This window comes from Serratia sp. CY52157, from assembly GCF_052168495.1.
Lineage (GTDB): Bacteria > Pseudomonadota > Gammaproteobacteria > Enterobacterales > Enterobacteriaceae > Serratia > Serratia ureilytica.
Genome location: NZ_JBJNMO010000010.1, coordinates 100,326 through 120,184, shown reverse-complemented (window position 1 = coordinate 120,184; position 19,859 = coordinate 100,326). Strand labels below are relative to the sequence as shown.

The 19,859-nt window shown below is 59.7% G+C and carries 17 protein-coding genes and 1 riboswitch; of the genes, 8 read left to right on the top strand and 9 right to left on the bottom strand.

The genetic code is table 11. The features are described 5' to 3' along the window. Nucleotides 1-164 precede the first annotated feature (164 nt). Both murI and btuB read right to left on the bottom strand, forming a co-directional pair. Nucleotides 165-1,028: a glutamate racemase gene (gene murI / locus ACJ8IP_RS23620; RefSeq protein WP_025921004.1), complete on the bottom strand. Its 864-nt coding sequence runs from the start codon at nucleotides 1,026-1,028 to the stop codon at nucleotides 165-167. After that, nucleotides 973-2,844, bottom strand: coding sequence for a TonB-dependent vitamin B12 receptor BtuB (gene btuB / locus ACJ8IP_RS23615; protein WP_164107461.1), 1,872 nt, complete (start codon nucleotides 2,842-2,844; stop codon nucleotides 973-975). The genes murI and btuB overlap by 56 nt, the downstream gene beginning before the upstream one ends. 69 nt (nucleotides 2,845-2,913) lie before the next feature. After that, a riboswitch (cobalamin riboswitch) is annotated at nucleotides 2,914-3,126 on the bottom strand. A 122-nt stretch (nucleotides 3,127-3,248) separates the two neighbouring features. Between btuB and trmA the strand changes: the two genes are divergently transcribed. After that, nucleotides 3,249-4,352, top strand: coding sequence for a tRNA (uridine(54)-C5)-methyltransferase TrmA (gene trmA / locus ACJ8IP_RS23610; RefSeq protein WP_033645222.1), 1,104 nt, complete (start codon nucleotides 3,249-3,251; stop codon nucleotides 4,350-4,352). 34 nt (nucleotides 4,353-4,386) lie between these two features. Here trmA and ACJ8IP_RS23605 read toward each other — a convergent pair whose 3' ends face one another. Both ACJ8IP_RS23605 and fabR read right to left on the bottom strand, forming a co-directional pair. Further along, a complete protein-coding gene (locus ACJ8IP_RS23605) occupies nucleotides 4,387-4,758 on the bottom strand; it encodes a YijD family membrane protein (protein ID WP_025304650.1) in 372 nt (123 codons plus the stop codon). Nucleotides 4,759-4,773: 15 nt separating this feature from the next. Further along, the gene (gene fabR / locus ACJ8IP_RS23600) at nucleotides 4,774-5,406 is read right to left on the bottom strand and encodes an HTH-type transcriptional repressor FabR (RefSeq protein ID WP_004931044.1); all 633 of its coding nucleotides are present in this window, start codon (nucleotides 5,404-5,406) and stop codon (nucleotides 4,774-4,776) included. A gap of 217 nt (nucleotides 5,407-5,623) precedes the next feature. Between fabR and sthA the strand changes: the two genes are divergently transcribed. Further along, a complete protein-coding gene (gene sthA / locus ACJ8IP_RS23595; protein WP_004931047.1) occupies nucleotides 5,624-7,021 on the top strand; it encodes a Si-specific NAD(P)(+) transhydrogenase in 1,398 nt (465 codons plus the stop codon). Here the strand turns inward: sthA and oxyR are convergent. Continuing rightward, nucleotides 7,004-7,921, bottom strand: coding sequence for a DNA-binding transcriptional regulator OxyR (gene oxyR / locus ACJ8IP_RS23590; RefSeq protein ID WP_025304651.1), 918 nt, complete (start codon nucleotides 7,919-7,921; stop codon nucleotides 7,004-7,006). The two genes, sthA and oxyR, sit on opposite strands and share 18 nt — an antisense overlap. 151 nt (nucleotides 7,922-8,072) lie before the next feature. Between oxyR and ACJ8IP_RS23585 the strand changes: the two genes are divergently transcribed. The 4 genes from ACJ8IP_RS23585 (at nucleotide 8,073) to ACJ8IP_RS23570 (ending at nucleotide 11,061) form a co-directional block, all read left to right on the top strand. Further along, the gene (locus tag ACJ8IP_RS23585; RefSeq protein ID WP_019452251.1) at nucleotides 8,073-8,804 is read left to right on the top strand and encodes a glutathione peroxidase; all 732 of its coding nucleotides are present in this window, start codon (nucleotides 8,073-8,075) and stop codon (nucleotides 8,802-8,804) included. A gap of 72 nt (nucleotides 8,805-8,876) precedes the next feature. Then, a complete protein-coding gene (locus tag ACJ8IP_RS23580; RefSeq protein WP_033645220.1) occupies nucleotides 8,877-10,325 on the top strand; it encodes a dihydrolipoyl dehydrogenase in 1,449 nt (482 codons plus the stop codon). A 162-nt stretch (nucleotides 10,326-10,487) separates the two neighbouring features. Further along, nucleotides 10,488-10,748, top strand: a complete 261-nt coding sequence (locus tag ACJ8IP_RS23575; RefSeq protein ID WP_033652203.1) for a toxin HicA — start codon at nucleotides 10,488-10,490, stop codon at nucleotides 10,746-10,748. Then, nucleotides 10,735-11,061 carry a type II toxin-antitoxin system HicB family antitoxin gene (locus tag ACJ8IP_RS23570; RefSeq protein WP_033652204.1) on the top strand — a complete coding sequence of 109 codons (327 nt, stop codon included), beginning with the start codon at nucleotides 10,735-10,737 and terminating at the stop codon, nucleotides 11,059-11,061. Before ACJ8IP_RS23575 ends, ACJ8IP_RS23570 begins: the two co-directional genes overlap by 14 nt. A 33-nt stretch (nucleotides 11,062-11,094) precedes the next feature. Here ACJ8IP_RS23570 and argH read toward each other — a convergent pair whose 3' ends face one another. From argH to argC, 4 genes are all read right to left on the bottom strand, one after another. Then, complete coding sequence (argH, locus tag ACJ8IP_RS23565) at nucleotides 11,095-12,468, bottom strand: argininosuccinate lyase (RefSeq protein ID WP_089192414.1); 1,374 nt, start codon at nucleotides 12,466-12,468, stop codon at nucleotides 11,095-11,097. 69 nt (nucleotides 12,469-12,537) lie between these two features. Beyond that, nucleotides 12,538-13,758, bottom strand: a complete 1,221-nt coding sequence (locus ACJ8IP_RS23560; protein WP_004931061.1) for an argininosuccinate synthase — start codon at nucleotides 13,756-13,758, stop codon at nucleotides 12,538-12,540. Nucleotides 13,759-13,783: 25 nt separating this feature from the next. Then, nucleotides 13,784-14,557 (bottom strand): acetylglutamate kinase, encoded by a 774-nt coding sequence (gene argB / locus ACJ8IP_RS23555; protein ID WP_033645219.1) that lies wholly within the window; start codon nucleotides 14,555-14,557, stop codon nucleotides 13,784-13,786. 20 nt (nucleotides 14,558-14,577) lie between these two features. Next, nucleotides 14,578-15,582, bottom strand: a complete 1,005-nt coding sequence (argC, locus tag ACJ8IP_RS23550; RefSeq protein ID WP_047025846.1) for an N-acetyl-gamma-glutamyl-phosphate reductase — start codon at nucleotides 15,580-15,582, stop codon at nucleotides 14,578-14,580. Between the two features lie 216 nt (nucleotides 15,583-15,798). Here argC and argE point away from each other — a divergent pair, with 216 nt between their 5' ends. Both argE and ppc read left to right on the top strand, forming a co-directional pair. After that, on the top strand, nucleotides 15,799-16,944 hold the full coding sequence (gene argE, locus ACJ8IP_RS23545) for an acetylornithine deacetylase (RefSeq protein ID WP_015379410.1): 1,146 nt from the start codon (nucleotides 15,799-15,801) through the stop codon (nucleotides 16,942-16,944). Nucleotides 16,945-17,205: 261 nt separating this feature from the next. After that, nucleotides 17,206-19,842, top strand: a complete 2,637-nt coding sequence (gene ppc / locus ACJ8IP_RS23540) for a phosphoenolpyruvate carboxylase (RefSeq protein ID WP_164107459.1) — start codon at nucleotides 17,206-17,208, stop codon at nucleotides 19,840-19,842. Nucleotides 19,843-19,859 lie beyond the last annotated feature (17 nt).

Here is a 19,859-nt window from a genome sequence, read left to right as displayed (position 1 = left end):
TCACCCGGAGAGTCAAGCGTTTATTTCGCTTTCTTCTCGCTGACCCGGCGGCTTGTCAGTCGTTGTTCCCGGTCAGTGGAGGCGCATTATAGGGAGTTCTCGGCAGGCCGCAACCCCTATTTTCAATATTTTTTCCGACCGTTGAATGTTTAACCAAAACACCGTTAAAGCGGCAGTTTTTTCAACGATTTAAAGCCATAGCCCTGCAAAACGGGCAATAAAGCGTCAGTATCTTCATTTAACGCCATGCAATACGCCAGATTCTCTTCCTGGCTCGAGACCAGGTTTTCCTGCGTAGAGATGAGCCAGGCGGTGCGACGGGCAATCGCCGCGCCGGAATCCACCAATCGGGTGCCTTCCGGCAACACCTGCATCAGCTCTTCAGCTAAAAGAGGGAAATGGGTGCAGCCCAGAACGACCGTATCCGGCGGCTCGCGCATGCTCAGCCACGGATGCAGGATCTTCTTCAGCACCGGTAGCGGCACGGCTTCGCCATGCAGCTTGGCTTCCGCCAGCTCCACCAGTTCTGAAGAGCCCAGCAGTTCAATCTTGCAGTCGGTGGCGAAACGGGAAATCAGCTCATGGGTGTAGCTGCGCTGTACGGTGCCGCGGGTCGCCAACAGGCCGACAATGCCGTTGACGGTAAGACGGGCCGCCGGTTTGATGGCGGGCACCACGCCCACGACAGGGAAACTGAAACGCTCGCGCAGGGCCGGCAAGGAAACGGTGCTGGCGGTGTTGCAGGCAATGACGACAATCGCCAGAGGATGACGCTGCTGCACCGCGCCGACAATCTCCAGCACGCGCTCAACGATAAACTCTTCTGACTTCTCGCCGTAGGGAAACGCCACGTTGTCGAACGCGTATATATAGTGGAGATCCGGCAGCAACTGCCGAATCTCCTGATACACCGACAGCCCGCCGACGCCGGAATCGAAAACCAGCACCGTCGGGCGAGGTGTGGCGGTGCTGTTAGAAGGTATAGCTTCCAGTGAGGTAGTATTCTCTTCCTGGAGTAGCGTAGCCATAGGCCGTCTCATAATCTTTATCAAACAGGTTGGCAATTCTACCACGAACTGTCAGATGAGATGTGACCGGATACGAAACTGCGAGATCCCACAGACTCACGCCGCCAAGTTTAACGCTTTGTTCCGGATAGGTACTGTAATCCTTGTCATAACGTTGACCCAGATATTGATAAGTCACCGCCCAGTCAAAGTCATACAGCTGCCAGTCCAGCTCATATTTCACCTGCTGCTTGGCGCGCCGCAGCAGCACTTCATTGGTCTTGGCGTTGCGAGGATCGACATAGTCATAACCAATCTGATGCGTCAACGGGCCGGTATCAAACGAGGCCGTAGCTTCAATCCCTTTGATGGTCGCCTTACCCACGTTGTAATAGACGTAGTTGGTTTCCCCCGTGGAATCGATCAAATTGTCGATGTCGTTGCGATAACCGGAGATGCGCCAGGTCACCGGGCCGGTCAGCCCTTCAAAGCCACCTTCCCACTGCTTGCTTTCTTCCGGTTTCAGATCGGTGTTGTTACCGAAGTTGCCGTATAGCTGGCTCATATTCGGTGCTTTGAACGCCGTGCCATACGATGCGATAAAACGGTATCCCTCGACGAATTCCCAGGCCGCGCTGGTTTGCCAGGTGCCATGCCAGCCAAACTCGGAATGATCGTCACCTCGAACCGCACCTTCCAACGTTACCGGGCCAACCAGTTGCTGCGCAGTCAGATAGATGCCTGCATCACGTTGGCTTTTTTCACCCTTCACGGTGGTGGAATCCGGTTTGATTTTCTGTTGCTGCCAGTCGACGCCAGAGCTTACGGTACCCTGTCCAACCTGCAGCGTATTGCCCCACTGCAGGTTGTACTGTTCGGAATCCACCAGGCTGGCCGAGCTGTCATGCATGCCGAGGCGAGGATCGTAATCGTAATCCTTGCTATGGCTGTAGCTGCCAATCACTTGTGTTGCGTAAATGCCTTCTTTATAGCGCAATCCGGTATCCCAGGTTTGGCTATACAGTTTGCGCGTATCCAGCAGAGGGCTGGTCGGTGAGGAATAATAACTATCATACGCCGTGCGGTTGTCGTAACCATACCCGCGCACAAAACCGCTGACCGATTCGCTGAACTGGTGCTCAAGCGCACCATACAGCGACTTACTCATAAAGCCATCGCGATCCTGTTGGCTTTGCATGCCGGTGCTGCCGTAGGCCACCACGTCATACCCTTTGGTGTAGGTGTAGTCACCCGCCACCGTCGCCACGGTGCTGTCGCCCAACTGCTGTTGAGTCGACGCGTCATAGGATTGATAGCCGTTGGAGCCGACGCCGGCTGAGAGCGTAGTACCGTTCTTTTCACGCGTGGTAATAATGTTGACCACGCCGCCGATGGCATCGGAGCCGTACACCGCCGAGCGCGGGCCGCGGATGTATTCGACTTTCTGCACCAACGAAATCGGGATTTGGCTAAGGTCAGAAGAGCCGCTGACGCCCGCCTGATTAAGGCGAATGCCGTCAATTAGCACCAGCACGTGGCTGGAGTTGGCGCCGCGAATAAACAGCGAGCTCTTTTGCCCCAACCCGCCGTTTTGGCCAACGTCCACGCCCGGCAAACGGCGCATCACGTCGGTCAGGCTCTTGGCCTGCCAGCGATCGATATCGTTGCGGGTGACGATGGTGGTCGGCGCCAGCACGGAAGAAACCGGCTGCGGGAAACGGTTGGCGGTAACCACCAGGTTATCGCCATTCGTGGCTGTGGTGTTGTCTTGCGCCCATCCAGAAAAAGCCGTGACGGAAGAGACCACCGCCAGCAGCGTATTTTTTGTAATTGTCATGAGAAAAGCATCCAAACTTAATTGGCGGATGCCGCAGGATCATGGCCGGTAGTTCGCGACGGCCACGGACATTGCGACGTAACACCGGCAGGTCTTCGGGCTTGGGATTTGCGGGCCGCAAGGCGCGACCGGCAACGGGCGATGACTTCCCATCCTGCAGTGGACAGTGTCTGCGTCGAAACGCTATCGCCGTGACTTCCCCTTACCGCTGCGCGTCAGCTCCGGATTCACACCGGATTCCCTTTTCACTCGCTGCTTGAGGCCGGACGGCAATGCTACGATCAATGCAAATAGATGTCTAGACTGCCATTAATGTTACAAATAATAAACGCGACAAAACTGGACTTCACGGGCTGATTCCCTACAATCCCCGCTGATCAAATTTGCCTGACGAGAAGAAACACATGACGCCCGAGAATTTGCCTATTGAACGTTACGATGACCAACTGGCGGAGAAAGTCGCCCGCCTGAAGACGTTGATGTCACCGTTCGCGGCGCCCGAGCCGGAAGTGTTCCGCTCGCCAGTCGACCACTACCGCATGCGCGCCGAATTCCGCATCTGGCACGACGCAGACGACATGTATCACATCATGTTCGATCAGCAGACCAAGCAGCGTATTCGCGTCGATCAGTTCCCGGCGGCCAGCGAGCTGATCAACCGCCTGATGACCGCCCTGATCGCCGCGCTGAAACCGGAGCCGATCCTGCGCCACAAGCTGTTCCAGATAGATTATCTGTCGACGCGAAGCGGCAAAATCATCGCTTCGCTGCTGTATCACCGCAAGCTGGATGACGTTTGGCAACAGCGCGCCGAGCAGTTGCGCGACGAGCTGCGCGCGCAGGGTTTCGACCTGCAGCTGATCGGCCGAGCGTCGAAGACCAAGATCATGCTCGACCAGGATTATGTTGACGAAGTGCTGCCGGTCGCCGGCCGCGACATGATTTATCGCCAGGTGGAAAACAGCTTCACTCAGCCCAACGCGGCCATGAACGTGCAGATGCTGGAGTGGGCGTTGGCGGTCACCGCCGGTTCCAAAGGCGATTTGCTGGAGCTGTACTGCGGCAATGGCAACTTCTCGCTGGCGCTGGCGCGCAATTTCGAGCGCGTGCTGGCGACCGAGATCGCCAAACCGTCGGTGGCGGCGGCGCAGTACAACATCGCCGCCAACCATATCGACAACGTGCAGATCATCCGCATGGCGGCGGAAGACTTCACTCAGGCGATGAATGGAGTACGCGAATTCAACCGGTTGAAAGGCATCGATCTGAGCGGCTACAACTGCGAGACGATTTTCGTCGATCCGCCGCGCAGCGGGTTGGACGATGAAACGGTGAAGATGGTGCAGGCTTACCCGCGCATTCTGTATATTTCATGCAATCCGGAAACGTTGTGCGCCAACCTGGAAACGCTGCAGGCCACCCACCGGGTCAGCCGTCTGGCGCTGTTCGATCAGTTCCCTTATACCCATCACATGGAATGCGGCGTGTTGCTGGAAAAGCACCGCTGATATGACAGGGGCGCCATGATGGCGCCCCGTTTCATTACGATTCTTGAGTCGGCGCATCCGGCGCCTTGCGCGCCTTCAGTTTCATGCCGATCCACAGCACCAGCGCCACGCAGATCACCGACGGCAGGAAGTTGGAGCCGATCTGCGGATACTCGGCGCGCACGATGGCGCTGTACAGCAGCAGCCCCAGCAGGAAACAGGCCGCCGCCAGCTTCGGCATGCCGTCCGGCATGGCGCGGTTCAGGTAACGCTGATGCAGGCAGTACACCGCCAGCACCAACGCGATCAGCGGGAAGATCGAAAACGGCACCACCGAGCTGAACAGCGCGGCAAAGGAACCGTTGATCGAAAGGCCGGCAATCAACGCCAGCAGTAAGGTGCCATTTTCACGGCCTGGTTTTTCCATCATTTTTTACCTTTTTTATACGTGGGACACAGAAGCTTTTTCTTGTTCGCGACGATACCAGTAATACGCCCCTTTGGAGATCATCCGCAGTTGCAGCACCAGCCGTTCTTCCAGCTGCTGCCGCTGCTCGACGTCGATATCCAGCGCTTCCGCGCCGGCGCTGAACACGATGGTGACCATCGCTTCGGCCTGCGCTTCGGTAAAGCTGCGCGGCATGTGATTTTCCAACTCGAGGTAGTCCGCCAGTTCGGCGATGAAATGCTGGATCTCGCGCGCCACCGCCGCACGGAATGCCGCCGACGTGCCGGAGCGCTCGCGCAGCAGCAGGCGGAAGGCGTTCGGGTTGTTACCGATAAACTCCATAAAGGTGGACACCGAGGTGCGGATCACGCTGCCGCCCTTGGCGATGCGTTGGCGCGCCTGGCGCATCAACTGACGCAGCATCAGGCCGCTTTCGTCCACCATGGTCAGCCCCAACTCGTCCACATCGCGGAAATGGCGATAAAACGACGTGGGCGCGATGCCCGCCTCGCGTGAAACTTCCCGCAGGCTCAGACTGGCGAAGCTGCGTTCGGCGCTCAGCTGGCTGAAAGCGGCTTCGATCAGGGAACGACGAGTCCGTTCTTTTTGTTGTGCTCTGACGCCCATATGCATATCCGGATAGGTTCCATTTTCTCAGTCTAACGCCCTAGACTCGGCAATATAGCAAATTTTATTGCAACAGCATTTATACTAACGCGCTCTATCACACTTCCGCCCTGAGCCGATTGTGCTTTGACTCAAAAAGCCTAATGGTGATTGGGTGAGCAGCGCTATGATGTTAAGATACCGTTGTAATCTTGTATAAAAAACAGGTCTCTCCTACATGCAACAGCACTATCAATTTGATGCCATTGTGATTGGCTCGGGCCCTGGTGGTGAAGGTGCCGCCATGGGGCTGGTGAAACAAGGCGCCCGCGTGGCCGTTATCGAACGGTACAATAACGTAGGCGGCGGATGTACCCATTGGGGCACCATCCCCTCCAAAGCCCTCCGCCACGCCGTCAGCCGCATTATCGAATTCAACCAGAACCCGCTTTACAACAACTCGCGCACGCTCAGCGCGACCTTCCCTGACATTTTACGCCACGCCGATAACGTCATCAGCCAGCAAACCCGAATGCGCCAAGGGTTCTATGAGCGGAACCAGTGCAAACTGTTCGCCGGCGACGCGCGCTTCATCGACGCCAACACCGTCAGCGTCAGCTACATGGACGGCACCCAGGACACCATCCGCGCCGATCACATCGTGATCGCCTGCGGTTCGCGTCCTTACCATCCGGCCAGCGTCGATTTCAATCACCCGCGCATCTACGACAGCGACTCCATTCTCGAGCTGAGCCACGAACCGCGCCACGTGATCATTTACGGCGCCGGGGTGATCGGCTGCGAGTATGCGTCTATCTTCCGCGGCCTGAACGTCAAGGTCGATCTGATCAACACCCGCGATCGCCTGCTGGCGTTCCTCGATCAGGAGATGTCGGATTCGCTCTCTTACCACTTCTGGAACAACGGCGTGGTGATCCGCCACAACGAAGAGTTCGAGAAGATCGAAGGCACCGAAGACGGCGTGATCGTGCACCTGAAGTCCGGCAAGAAGGTGAAAGCGGACTGCCTGCTGTACGCCAACGGCCGTACCGGTAACACCGATTCGTTAGGGTTGGAGAACGTCGGCCTGGAGTCGGACAGCCGCGGGCTGCTGAAAGTGAACAGCATGTATCAAACCGCGCTGTCGCACATTTATGCGGTCGGTGACGTGATCGGCTATCCGAGCCTGGCTTCCGCCGCCTACGATCAAGGCCGCATCGCCGCGCAGGCGATCGCCTCCGGCGAAGCCAGCGGTCACTTAATCGAAGATATCCCGACCGGCATCTACACCATTCCGGAAATCAGCTCCGTCGGCAAAACCGAGCAGGAACTGACGGCGATGAAGGTGCCGTATGAAGTGGGCCGCGCCCAGTTCAAACATCTGGCGCGCGCGCAGATCGCCGGGATGAACGTCGGCAGCCTGAAGATCCTGTTCCATCGCGACACCCTGCAGATCCTCGGGATCCACTGCTTCGGCGAACGTGCGGCGGAGATCATCCACATCGGTCAGGCGATCATGGAACAGAAAGGTGAAGGCAATACTATCGAGTATTTCGTTAATACGACCTTCAACTATCCGACCATGGCCGAAGCCTACCGGGTGGCGGCGCTTAACGGCTTAAACCGCCTGTTTTAACGCGTTGTCGATGTAGCCCTGCATGTGCTCGCGGATCGCCTCGGCCAACTGCTCATAACGGCTGCGCAGTGGGGAACCGGGGCGATACACCAACGCGATGGTGCGCTTCGGTTCCGGCTTGTAGCAATCCAGATAGCAAACGCCGTCGCGTTCGCGCTGCGGCGGCACCGCCAGTGACGGCAGCAGGGTAATGCCGCTGCCGGCCGCGACCATATTGCGCAGCGTTTCCAGACTGGTGGCGCGGAAGTGGGTATCCTCGTCCGCGCCCGCCTGGAAGCAGAAGCCCATCGCCTGATCGCGCAGGCAGTGGCCATCTTCCAGCATCAGCAGCTTCTCTCCCGCCAAATCCGGCATCGCTACGCGCTCGCGCTGCGCCCACGGGTGATCGGAATACACCGCCAGCTTCATCGGTTCATCGAACAGAGGCACTTCGATAAACGCCTCGGTTTCCTTCACCAGCGCCAGAATGGCGCAGTCCAGCTTGCCGCTGTCGAGTTGCGCCAGCAGTTGGTGGGTTTGCGCTTCGTGCAGGTACATTTCCAGTTTCGGGAAAGTTTTGTGCAGCGTCGGGATGATCTGCGGCAGCAGATAAGGCCCCACGGTCGGGATCAGACCGATGTGCAGCGGCCCGGACATGGCTTCGCCCTGCTGGCTGGCCATCTCCTTCAATACTTTCACTTCTCGCAGCACAGTACGCGCCTGCTCCACCAGCAACAGACCCGCCTGGGTGAACAGCACCTTGCGGCTGGTACGCTCGAGCAGCATGACGCCCAACTCGTCTTCCAGCTTGCGGATCTGCCCGCTCAGCGTGGGCTGGCTCACATGGCATGAATCGGCCGCACGGCGGAAGTGCCGGTGCTCGGCCAAGGCGACCAGATACTCTAAATCACGAATATTCATTGTTTCCCTCCATTCCATGATAGCTCATGGCGATAGATAAGATAGCAATGAGCGATTAGATCTATCAAGCCCCAGCGACAATAATGTGTCCCAACGAAGCGATATCGCGCTAAATGCTAAAAATTACTTTTCCTAATTAAGGGGTTAATCAATGTTTACCAGTCAAGAAGGCAAGAAAGTTCCTCAGGTTACTTTCCACACCCGTCAGGGCGACCAATGGATTGATGTGACCACTGATGACCTGTTCAAAAACAAAACCGTTATCGTGTTCTCGCTGCCGGGCGCGTTTACGCCGACCTGCTCTTCGAGCCATCTGCCTCGCTACAACGAGCTGTCCAGCGTATTCAAGCAGCACGGCGTCGACGGCATTCTGTGCGTCTCGGTGAACGACACCTTCGTGATGAACGCCTGGAAAGCCGATCAGCATGCGGAAAACATCACCTTCGTGCCGGACGGCAACGGTGAATTCACCAAAGGCATGAACATGCTGGTCGAGAAAGCGGATCTGGGCTTTGGCCCGCGTTCATGGCGCTACTCGATGCTGGTGCGCGACGGCGTGGTCGAGAAAATGTTCGTCGAACCAAACAAGCCGGGCGACCCGTTTGAAGTGTCCGACGCCGACACCATGCTGAAATACCTGGCGCCGGAATTCAAAGTGCAGGAATCGGTCTCCCTGTTCACCAAACCGGGCTGCCCATTCTGCGCCAAAGCCAAGCAGATGCTGCAAGAGCGCGGCATTCAGTATGAAGAGATTGTGCTGGGCAAAGACGCCACCACCGTCAGCCTGCGCGCCGTCAGCGGCCGCGCCACGGTGCCGCAGGTCTTCATCGGCGGCCGTCACATCGGCGGCAGCGACGATCTGGAAACATTCCTGTCAGCTTAATAAGTAATAACAAAGCCAACGTGAACTTTGGCGGGCTACGGCCCGCCTTTTTTTTACCTTTCAGGAGCGGATATGAAACTGTTGAACGTTGATGTCGCGGTCATCGGCGGCGGCACCGCAGGGCTCGGCGCCTATCGCGCGGCCAAACTGTCTACCCCCAGCGTGGTGATGATTGAAGGCGGGCCGTACGGCACCACCTGTGCGCGCGTTGGCTGCATGCCATCCAAATTACTGATCGCCGCCGCCGAAGCGGTGCATCAAATCGAACGTGCGCCGGGCTTTGGCGTGCACCCAACCGGCAAAACGCGTATCGACGGACGCGAGGTGATGGCGCGCGTCAAACGCGAACGCGATCGTTTCGTCGGCTTCGTGCTGGAAGGCGTGGACGAAATCCCGGCCGCCGACAAAATTCAGGGCTATGCCCGCTTTATCGACGACAACACGCTGCAGGTCGATGACCATACGCGCATCGTGGCGCAGCGCATCGTGATCGCCACCGGCTCTCGCCCCAGTTGGCCGGCGCCGTGGAATGAACTGGGCGATCGCCTGATCGTCAACGACGATCTGTTCAACTGGGATGACTTGCCGCAGTCCGTGGCGGTATTCGGCCCTGGCGTGATCGGGCTGGAGCTGGGGCAAGCGCTGCACCGCCTCGGCGTCGACACCAAAGTCTTCGGCATCGGCGGCGCCGTCGGGCCGCTGACCGACAGCGCCGTACGCGATTACGCTGCGAAGGCGCTGGGGGAAGAGTTCTACCTCGACGCCGACGTGAAAGTGGAGATGATGCAGCGCGAAGGCGACCGCGTATTTATCCGCTATCAGGATCTGCAGGGCCAGTCGCAGGAGATCCTGGTGGACTACGTGCTGGCCGCCACCGGCCGCCGCCCCAACGTCGATCGGCTGGGCCTCGAAAATACCGGCCTGCAGCTCGACGCTCGAGGCGTGCCGCTGGCCGACCGCCTGACGATGCAAACCAGCGTGCCGCATATCTTTATCGCCGGCGACGCCAGCAACCAACTGCCGCTGTTGCATGAGGCCAGCGATCAGGCACGCATCGCCGGCGCCAATGCCGGCAGCTTCCCGGAGATCAATCCGGGTCTGCGCCGCAGCGCGATTTCGGTGGTGTTCTCCGATCCGCAGATCGCCATGGTCGGCTCGACCTTCCGCGAGCTGAGCGAGAAGTTCAGCGCCTGCGGATGTTTTGAAGTGGGCAAGGTCTCGTTTGAGAATCAGGGCCGCTCGCGGGTGATGCTGCGCAACAAGGGCGTTCTGCACGTTTACGGCGAGCAAGGCACCGGCCGTTTCCTCGGCGCGGAAATGATCGGCCCGGACGCCGAACACATTGCGCACCTGTTAGCCTGGGCGCACCAACAGCAGATGACCGTCGATCAGATGCTGGACATGCCGTTCTATCATCCGGTGATCGAAGAAGGCTTGCGCACTGCGCTGCGCGACCTGCAGGCGAAGCTCAAACTCGGCACGGCCGAAATCGAGCGCTGTCAGCGCTGTCCGGGCGAATAACGCCTCCTTCTCCGTTCACACCTACCGGGCCTTCAGGCCCGGTTTTTTTGCGCAGCGCTTTCCAGATTTTCCTCCCTCCTCTTGCCTCACGGCCCTCCTGCGCTCATTTTTTATGCTTTGATATTGAAGTGATATCAATAATAATACTAAAATGGAGGCAACATGAACGAGATCAGGGATGACATCGCTGATTTGCAACAGCGGCAGAACAGCATCAAATTCGCCGAGTTAGCGAAAATCTGCGTGCGATGGTTTGGGCCACCGCGCATAAACGGTAGCAGCCATCACGTTTATCGCATGCCCTGGCCAGGCGATCCGCGCATCAATATCCAACGCGGCAACAACGGCGCGGCCAAGGCATATCAGGTTAAGCAGGTCATCGCCGCACTGGCCAGAATGGAGGAAGAACATGGAAAAGCATGAACACTATACCTATCGCATCACCTGGTCAGCGCAAGACCGTGAATATGTCGGGCTGTGCGCCGAATTCCCCTCGTTGTCCTGGCTGGCCGCCACGCGTACCGGCGCATTGGAGGGTATCGAGAAAGTGGTGAGCGAAACGATCGCCGACATGCTGGCACAAGGCGAAACGCCGCCGCAGGCGTTGGCGGAGAAAAATTTCAGCGGCAAACTGGTGCTGCGCATGACGCCGGAACAGCATCGCCGGCTGGCGATCGGCGCGATGGAAGAAGGCGTGAGCCTGAACCGTTATCTCTGCGCACGCCTGGCGGGGTAAAGGTTCAAGGGCGGCGCCAGGCCGCCCTCGTCGTCAAGCCAAACGCTGTTTCACTGCGGCGATTGCCGCGGCCACCTGCTGCGGCGCGACGCCGCCTTTGGCCGCACGTTTGTCCAGGCAGGATTGCAACGCCAGGATCGGATAGACATCGTCGCCGATCGTCGCGCTGAACTGCTGCAAATCCGCCAGCGGCAGCGCTTCCAGCGGTTTGCCCTGGCGAATGGCTTCTACCACCGCCTCACCGACGATATGGTGCGCTTCGCGGAACGGCACGCCTTTGGCGACCAGGTAGTCCGCCAGCTCGGTGGCATTCGCATAACCCTGCTCCGCCGCTTCCCGGCAGCGCGGGCGCTTCACCTGAATGCCGTCCAGCACCAGCGCCGCCATCTGCAGGCAGTCCATCCAGGTGTCGAGCGCGTCGAACAACCCTTCTTTGTCTTCCTGCATGTCTTTGTTGTACGCCAGCGGCAGGCCTTTCAGCGTCATCATCATGCCGGTCAGCGCGCCCTGTACGCGGCCGCACTTGCCGCGGATCAGCTCCAGCGCGTCCGGGTTTTTCTTCTGCGGCATCAGCGAAGAGCCGGAGGTCACGCGGTCAGACAGCTCGACAAACGCCGCCTCGCCGCTGTTGAAGAAGATCAGATCTTCGGCGAAGCGCGACAGGTGCACCATGCTGATGGCGGCGTTGGACAGCAGCTCCAGCACGTGATCGCGATCGGATACGCTGTCCAGGCTGTTGCGGGTCGCCGAGGCGAAGCCCAGCCAGCCGGCCAGCTGCTCGCGATCGATAGGATACGCGGTGCCGGCCAGCGCGCCGCTGCCCAGCGGGCTGACGTCCAGCCGTTTCAGGGTATCCTGCAGGCGGCTTTCATCGCGCGCCAGCATCTCGACATAGGCCAGGCACCAGTGCGCGAAAGTCACCGGCTGCGCGCGTTGCAGATGGGTATACCCCGGCATCACCGCATCCTGGTTGGCTTCGGCGGTCTCCACCAGCGCCTGCTGCAGCTGGACGATCGCCTGATGCAGATCGCCGATCTGCTGTTTGCACCACAGCTTCAGATCGGTCGCGACCTGATCGTTGCGGCTGCGGCCGGTGTGCAGCTTCTTGCCCAAATCACCGACCTTCTCGATCAGCTTCTGCTCCACCCAGCTGTGGATGTCTTCGGCATCGCTTTGGACGATCGCCAAAGGATCGGCCTGGACTTCCGTCAGCAAGGCATTCAGCGCCTGCTCCAGCTGCTGTTGCTCCGTTGCCGTCAACACGTTAACGGTCACCAGCGCCTTCGACCAGGCCACCGAGCCCACGATATCTTGCTCCGCCAGGCGATAATCGAACCGCAGCGAATCGTTGAGTTGCTTGAACCGCTGATCCGCCGCCTGAGTGAACCGTCCGCCCCAAAGTGCCATACCTTTACTCCTGAATTTTTATGCGAAAGGGCGCAGCATGCTGCGCCCTTGCAGAGTCACGCCAATCGGTTATTTATTCTTTTTCTCGTTCAACGCGCGGATGCGTGAAGACAGAGAGAACAGGCGGATAAAGCCGCCCGCGTGGCTGTGATCGTAAACTTCGTCTTCGCCGAAGGTGGCGAACTCTTCGGAGTACAGGCTGTTGGCGGATTTTTTCTGGGTCGCCGTCACCTGGCCTTTGTACAGCTGCAGCACCACTTCACCGTTCACCTCTTCAGCCAATGCTTCGGCAGAGGCCTGCAGCGAGCGGCGCAGCGGCGCGAACCAGCGGCCGTCGTACACCACATAGGACATCTCCAGGCCCAGCTGCTCGCGCCATTTGAAGCTGTCGCGATCCAGCACCAGCTGCTCGATGGCACGCAGCGCCGCCACCATGATGGTGCCCCCCGGGGTCTCATAGCAGCCGCGGGATTTGATGCCCACCAGACGGTTTTCCACGATGTCGATACGGCCGACGCCGTGCTTGGCGCCCAGCGCGTTCAGGGTTTCCAGGCACTGGTACGGCGACAGCGCTTTACCGTTAACCGCCACGACGCGGCCTTTCTCGACGGTAACGGTCACCTGCTCAGGCTGGTCCGGCGCTTCCTGCGGATCGACGGTCCATACCCAGCAATCCTTGTTTGGCGCGTTCCACGGGCTTTCCAACACGCCGCCTTCGGTGGAGATGTGCCAGGCGTTCTCATCGCGGCTGTAGATTTTCTCCAGCGATGCGGTGGTCGGGATATTGCGCTCTTTCAGGTAATCCAGCAGCGCTTCACGGGAACGCAGGTTCCACTCGCGCCACGGCGCTACCACTTTCAGCTGCGGCGCCAGCGCGGTGTAGGTGGTTTCGAAACGCACCTGATCGTTGCCTTTGCCGGTCGCGCCGTGGCACAGCGCGTCTGCGCCCACTTTCAACGCCAGCTCGACCTGCGCCTTGGCGATGATCGGCCGCGCCATCGAGGTGCCCAGCAGGTAGCTGCCCTCGTACAGGGCGCCGGTCTGCAGCACCGGATAAACGTAATCGCGGATAAATTCTTCACGCAGATCGACCACGTGACATTCAGAGGCACCGGACTGCAGGGCTTTTTGCTCCACGCCTTCCAGATCGCTGCGCTCCTGGCCGATGTCCGCCACGAACGCCACCACTTCACAGCCGCCGTAGTTCTCTTTCAGCCATGGAATGATGGCCGAGGTATCCAGGCCGCCGGAGTACGCCAGAACGATTTTTTTGATGCCTTGGTTTTGCATGATCTATTCCTTTCTAATTCTAAAATTAAGCGAGGATCCGGGTGCCAATCGACACGCCGTTAAACAAAGCAGGAAGCTGATCGGCATGGCGCCAGCTGGCGATATCCACCGGGCGGCCGAGGGTGCGGGCAGCGTCGAGCGCCGCATTCACCTTCACCACCATACCATCGGTGATGATGCCTTGCGCGATCAGTTGTTCCGCTTTTTGCGCCGTCATTTCCGCAATGCGTTGGCCCTTGCCGTCGAGGATGCCGCTGACGTCCGACAGCAGGATAAGGTCCGCCCCCAGCGTCGCCGCCAGCGCCGTCGCCGCCTGATCGGCGTTCACATTCATTAACTGCCCTTCGGCGGTGATGCCGATGGAGCTGACAACCGGCAGGTAGCCAGCACCCAGCAGGGTATTGAGCAGCGCGGGCGAACCGGGCTGCGCGTTGCCGACGTGGCCCAATGCCGGATCGAGCGGGGTCACGACCGCGCTGCCGCCGTCCGCCAGGCTCAGGCCGACGGCGTTGATTTGGTGTTTAATCGCCCACGCCAGCAGCGTTTTGTTGGCGGTGCCGGCCAGCGCCCCGGTGATGATGTCGATCTGATCGGCCGGCGTGACCCGCAGGCCGTTCTTTTTCACCACCGGCAAAGCGAGCTGCTTCATCAGTTCGTCCACCACGCAGCCGCCGCCGTGCACGATCACCAGCGGGCGCTGGTGCTGCTGCCGATAGCTGTCCAACGCGGTAAACAGACGCTCCAGCGCTTCTTCACTGTCTAATAACACGCCACCTAACTTGATAATTAACGGGTTCATTGCTGTTTACTCACGCTGGTTTAAAGGAGTGATTGGGTTTCCGGGAAGCCGAAACGGATATTCAGGCATTGCACCGCCTGCGCCGCCGCGCCTTTCAGCAGATTGTCTTCCACCGCCACGGCGATCAGATGCTCGCCCTGCACCGCAAAACCGATGTCGCAGAACGGCAGCCCCACCACCGATTTCAGCGCCGGCACGCCCTGGTCGTACAGCCGCACCAGCGGCTTGTCGTCATAGGCGGCATGATAGGCGGCCGCGACGTCCTGCGCGGTCACGCCGGCTTTCAGACGGCAGGTGATGGTTTCAAGGATGCCGCGCGGGAAATTGCCCAGATGCGGCGTAAAGATGACCGGCACGCCCAGGTGTGCGGCGATCTCCGGCTGGTGCCGATGAGTGAAAATACCGTACGGCTGCAGGCTCACTTCGCAGAAGCTGGTGGTCATGCTGGCCTTGCGCCCGGCGCCGCTAACGCCGCTGGTGGCGTTGATCACCGGCCACTGATCCAGATTCAGCAGCTGTTTTTCGATCAACGGTTTCAGCGCCAGCTGCGCCGCCGTCGGGTAACAGCCCGGCACCGCGATCAGCTGCGCCTGTTTAATCTTGTCGCTCTGCCACTCCGCCAGGCCGTACACCGCCTGCTCCAGCAGAGCGCCATGCTGATGCTCGAAACCGTAGTACTGGCTATAAAAACCGGCGTCCTGCACGCGGAAGGCGCCGGACAGATCGAACACCACGCAGCCCGCCGCCAGGAAAGCCGGTGCGATATCGTGGCTGACTTCATGGGCGGTGGCGAGGAACACTACATCGATGCCCTGCGCCGCCTTGGCGACGTCGGTCAACGGCTGCAGCGGCAGATCGACGATGCCTTTCAACTGGGGATGGAGATCGGAAAGCAACTTTCCTGCATCTGCACTTTGCGCTGAAACCGCTAAAGCGGTTATGTTCATGTGTGGGTGGCGATTCAGGTAAGCCGTGAGCTCCGCTCCGGCGTAACCGCTGGCACCAACGATCAGCGTATTCAACATGTGGCCTTTCACCTTCTAAACTGACGTGCGGTCGCTTGCGACCCAGGTAACAGGGCTAGCCAGCGTTGTTGCGCCGTTCACCCACGGAGCCAGGCGTTGATGCTTTTATAAACATCCGGGCATCGGGTTCCCTTACGCTTCGGCTTACTGTATTTTTATTCAAAATAAATGCATGAATATTGATACTATCCTAACCTAAGGCTGTCAACAGTGAAGATGAAATTACCTCCATTTATTGAGCTGTACCGGGCGTTGATCGCCACTCCGTCAATCAGCGCCACCGATGCCGGCCTCGATCAGAGCAATGAGGCGTTAATCAACTTGCTGGCCGGATGGTTTGCCGACCTGGGCTTTCGCGTCGACGTACAGCCGGTGCCGGAGTCGCGCCACAAATTCAACCTGCTGGCCAGCATCGGCGAAGGCAGCGGCGGCCTGCTGCTGGCCGGCCACACCGATACGGTGCCTTACGACGAAGGCCGCTGGACGCGCGATCCCTTCACCCTGACCGAGCACGACAACAAGCTCTACGGGCTGGGCACCGCCGACATGAAAGGCTTCTTCGCCTTTATTCTGGATGCGGTGCGCGATATCGACGCGAGCAAGCTGACCAAGCCGTTGTACATTTTAGCCACCGCAGATGAAGAAACGACGATGGCCGGCGCGCGTTACTTCGCCGCCTCTACCGCCATTCGTCCGGATTTCGCCATCATCGGCGAGCCGACCTCGCTGCAGCCGGTGCGCGCGCACAAGGGCCACATGGCCAACGCCATTCGCATCGTCGGCCAGTCCGGCCACTCCAGCGATCCGGCGCGCGGCGTCAACGCCATCGATCTGATGCACGAGTCCATTGGCCGCCTGATGGAGCTGCGCAAGACCCTGCAGGAGCGCTACAACAATCCGGCGTTCGCCGTGCCTTATCCCACCATGAACTTCGGCCATATCAGCGGCGGCGACGCGGCCAACCGCATCTGCGCCTGTTGCGAACTGCACCTGGATATCCGCCCGCTGCCCGGCATGACGCTCGACAACATCAACGAACTGATGCATCAGGCGCTGGAGCCGGTGAGCCAACGCTGGCCGGGCCGCCTGACCATCGAAGAGCTGCACGCGTCGGTGCCGGGCTACGAGTGCCCGACCGACCACCGCATGGTGGCGGTGATCGAGGAGCTGCTGGGCACCCGCACGCAGGTGGTCAACTACTGCACCGAAGCGCCGTTCGTGCAACAGGTATGCCCGACCCTGGTGCTCGGCCCCGGTTCCATCGATCAGGCCCACCAGCCGGACGAATACATCGACACCGCGTTTATCGAACCGACGCGCAAACTGTTGGGCCAGCTGGTCAATCACTTTTGCCGGCAATAAACCCGACATTTAGCAGGGGAAATGCTTTATGCTTCCCCTAACTCAAAATAAGTAGAAAGCAGCGAAATAAGCCACGCTGATAACCCACGCGGCGTAATTAAATTTCAGAAAATGCGCCGATTTTGATGTTTTTTTGCTAAAAATAGTGTCAATTGACGATTGGACAGGAACGCGATGTGATCAGGCAGGCGGTCTGCGCCTGACGCGTGAAATTTATTTACAAGATAAAAATCATACATACAGAACTGGGTCAGGGGTTATATGAACGAACAATATTCGGCAATGCGCAGTAATGTCAGTATGCTCGGCAAATTGCTCGGCGATACCATCAAAGAAGCGCTGGGCGAGCATATTCTCGATCGCGTTGAGACCATCCGTAAGCTTTCCAAATCCTCACGCGCCGGCAACGAAGCGCATCGCCAGGAGCTGCTCTCCACCCTGCAGAACCTGTCCAACGACGAGCTGCTGCCGGTGGCGCGCGCCTTCAGCCAGTTCCTCAACCTGACCAACGTCGCCGAGCAGTACCACAGCATTTCGCCCAACGGCGAAGCCGCCAGCAACCCGGAAGCGCTGGCCCAACTGTTCAGCCGTCTCAAAGACAAAAAGCTCAGCGACAAAGAGCTGCAGCACGCGGTGTCGCAACTCTCCATCGAGCTGGTGCTGACGGCGCACCCGACGGAGATCACCCGCCGCACCCTGATCCACAAGCTGGTGGAGGTCAACACCTGCCTCAGCCAGCTCGATCACAACGATCTGGCCGACTACGAGCGCAACAAGATCATGCGCCGCCTGCGCCAGCTGGTGGCTCAGTCGTGGCACACCGATGAAATTCGCAAACACCGCCCTTCCCCGATCGACGAAGCCAAATGGGGTTTTGCCGTCGTGGAAAACAGCCTGTGGGAAGGCGTGCCGGCGTTCCTGCGCGAATTCAACGAACAGCTGGAAAACTCCATCGATTACAGCCTGCCGGTGGAAGCGGTGCCGGTGCGCTTCACCTCCTGGATGGGCGGCGACCGCGACGGCAACCCGAACGTCACCGCCGAAATTACCCGCCATGTGCTGCTGCTCAGCCGCTGGAAAGCCTGCGACCTGTTTATCCGCGACATCCAGGTGCTGGTCTCCGAGCTGTCGATGACCGAGTGCACCCCGGAGCTGCGCGCCCGCGCCGGCGGCGATGAGGTGCAGGAGCCTTACCGCGAAATCATGAAGCAGCTGCGCAGCCAGCTGATGAGTTCCCAGGCTTATCTTGAAGGTCGCCTGAAGGGCGAGCGCGTGCTGAAACCGCACGACCTGCTGGTGAACAACGAGCAGCTGTGGGAGCCGCTGTATGCCTGCTACCAGTCGCTGCAGGCCTGCGGCATGGGCATCATCGCCAATGGTCAACTGCTGGATACCCTGCGCCGCGTGCGCTGCTTCGGCGTGCCGCTGGTGCGCATCGACGTGCGTCAGGAGAGCACCCGCCATACCGAAGCCATCGCCGAGCTGACCCGCTATCTGGGGCTGGGCGACTATGAAAGCTGGTCGGAAGCCGATAAACAGGCGTTCCTGATCCGCGAACTGAACTCCAAACGCCCGCTGGTGCCGCTGAAATGGCAACCGAGCGCCGACACGCAGGAAGTGCTGGAAACCTGCCGGGTGATTGCCGAAGCGCCGCAGGGCTCGATCGCCGCCTATGTGATTTCGATGGCGCGCACGCCTTCCGACGTGCTGGCGGTGCACCTGCTGCTGAAAGAGGCCGGCTGCCCGTTCGCGCTGCCGGTCGCCCCGCTGTTCGAAACCCTCGACGACCTGAACAACGCCGACGACGTAATGACCCAGTTGCTGAACATCGACTGGTATCGCGGCTTCATCCAGGGCAAACAGATGGTGATGATCGGCTATTCCGACTCGGCGAAAGACGCCGGCGTGATGGCCGCTTCCTGGGCGCAGTACCGCGCGCAGGACGCGCTGATCAAAACCTGTGAAAAGGCCGGCGTGGCGCTGACGCTGTTCCACGGCCGCGGCGGTTCCATCGGCCGCGGCGGCGCTCCGGCGCATGCGGCGCTGCTGTCGCAGCCGCCGGGCAGCCTGAAGGGCGGCCTGCGCGTCACCGAACAGGGCGAGATGATCCGCTTCAAGTTCGGCCTGCCGGAAGTCACCATCAGCAGCCTGGCGCTGTATGCCGGCGCGATCCTCGAGGCCAACCTGCTGCCGCCGCCGGAACCGAAGAAAGAATGGCGGGCGCTGATGGACGACCTGTCCGAGACCTCCTGCCGAATGTATCGCGGCTACGTGCGTGAAAACCCGGACTTCGTGCCTTACTTCCGCGCGGCCACGCCGGAGCTGGAGCTGGGCAAACTGCCGCTGGGCTCGCGCCCGGCCAAGCGCAAGCCGAACGGCGGCGTAGAGAGCCTGCGCGCCATTCCGTGGATCTTCGCCTGGACGCAGAACCGCCTGATGCTGCCGGCCTGGCTCGGCGCCGGCGCCGGATTGCAGGAAGCGGTGAAAGCCGGCAAACAGGCGGAGCTGGAGGCGATGTGTCGCGACTGGCCGTTCTTCTCCACCCGCATCGCCATGCTGGAAATGGTGTTCGCCAAAGCCGACCTGTGGCTGGCGGAATACTACGATCAGCGCCTGGTGGATAAATCGCTGTGGCCGCTGGGCCAACAGCTGCGCGATCAGCTGGAAAGCGACATCAAGGTGGTGCTGACCATCGCCAACGATGCGCACCTGATGGAAGACCTGCCGTGGATCGCCGAATCCATCGCGCTGCGCAACGTCTATACCGACCCGTTGAACGTCTTGCAGGCCGAATTGCTGCACCGTTCGCGCCAGCAGGAACAGCCGGACGCCCGCGTGGAGCAGGCGCTGATGGTCACCATCGCCGGCGTCGCCGCCGGGATGCGCAACACCGGCTAGTGAGCCTCATCGCGGCC

Bases quoted from the DNA above. Each gene is read 5' to 3' on its own strand.
- fabR (WP_004931044.1), bottom strand. From the start codon at position 5,406: ATGGGCGTCAGAGCACAACAAAAAGAACGGACTCGTCGTTCCCTGATC.
- ACJ8IP_RS23585 (WP_019452251.1), top strand. From the start codon at position 8,073: ATGTTTACCAGTCAAGAAGGCAAGAAAGTTCCTCAGGTTACTTTCCAC.
- sthA (WP_004931047.1), top strand. From the start codon at position 5,624: ATGCAACAGCACTATCAATTTGATGCCATTGTGATTGGCTCGGGCCCT.
- murI (WP_025921004.1), bottom strand. From the start codon at position 1,028: ATGGCTACGCTACTCCAGGAAGAGAATACTACCTCACTGGAAGCTATA.
- oxyR (WP_025304651.1), bottom strand. From the start codon at position 7,921: ATGAATATTCGTGATTTAGAGTATCTGGTCGCCTTGGCCGAGCACCGG.
- ppc (WP_164107459.1), top strand. From the start codon at position 17,206: ATGAACGAACAATATTCGGCAATGCGCAGTAATGTCAGTATGCTCGGC.
- argE (WP_015379410.1), top strand. From the start codon at position 15,799: ATGAAATTACCTCCATTTATTGAGCTGTACCGGGCGTTGATCGCCACT.
- ACJ8IP_RS23580 (WP_033645220.1), top strand. From the start codon at position 8,877: ATGAAACTGTTGAACGTTGATGTCGCGGTCATCGGCGGCGGCACCGCA.
- ACJ8IP_RS23560 (WP_004931061.1), bottom strand. From the start codon at position 13,758: ATGCAAAACCAAGGCATCAAAAAAATCGTTCTGGCGTACTCCGGCGGC.
- btuB (WP_164107461.1), bottom strand. From the start codon at position 2,844: ATGACAATTACAAAAAATACGCTGCTGGCGGTGGTCTCTTCCGTCACG.
- ACJ8IP_RS23605 (WP_025304650.1), bottom strand. From the start codon at position 4,758: ATGGAAAAACCAGGCCGTGAAAATGGCACCTTACTGCTGGCGTTGATT.
- argB (WP_033645219.1), bottom strand. From the start codon at position 14,557: ATGAACCCGTTAATTATCAAGTTAGGTGGCGTGTTATTAGACAGTGAA.
- ACJ8IP_RS23575 (WP_033652203.1), top strand. From the start codon at position 10,488: ATGAACGAGATCAGGGATGACATCGCTGATTTGCAACAGCGGCAGAAC.
- argH (WP_089192414.1), bottom strand. From the start codon at position 12,468: ATGGCACTTTGGGGCGGACGGTTCACTCAGGCGGCGGATCAGCGGTTC.
- argC (WP_047025846.1), bottom strand. From the start codon at position 15,582: ATGTTGAATACGCTGATCGTTGGTGCCAGCGGTTACGCCGGAGCGGAG.
- ACJ8IP_RS23570 (WP_033652204.1), top strand. From the start codon at position 10,735: ATGGAAAAGCATGAACACTATACCTATCGCATCACCTGGTCAGCGCAA.
- trmA (WP_033645222.1), top strand. From the start codon at position 3,249: ATGACGCCCGAGAATTTGCCTATTGAACGTTACGATGACCAACTGGCG.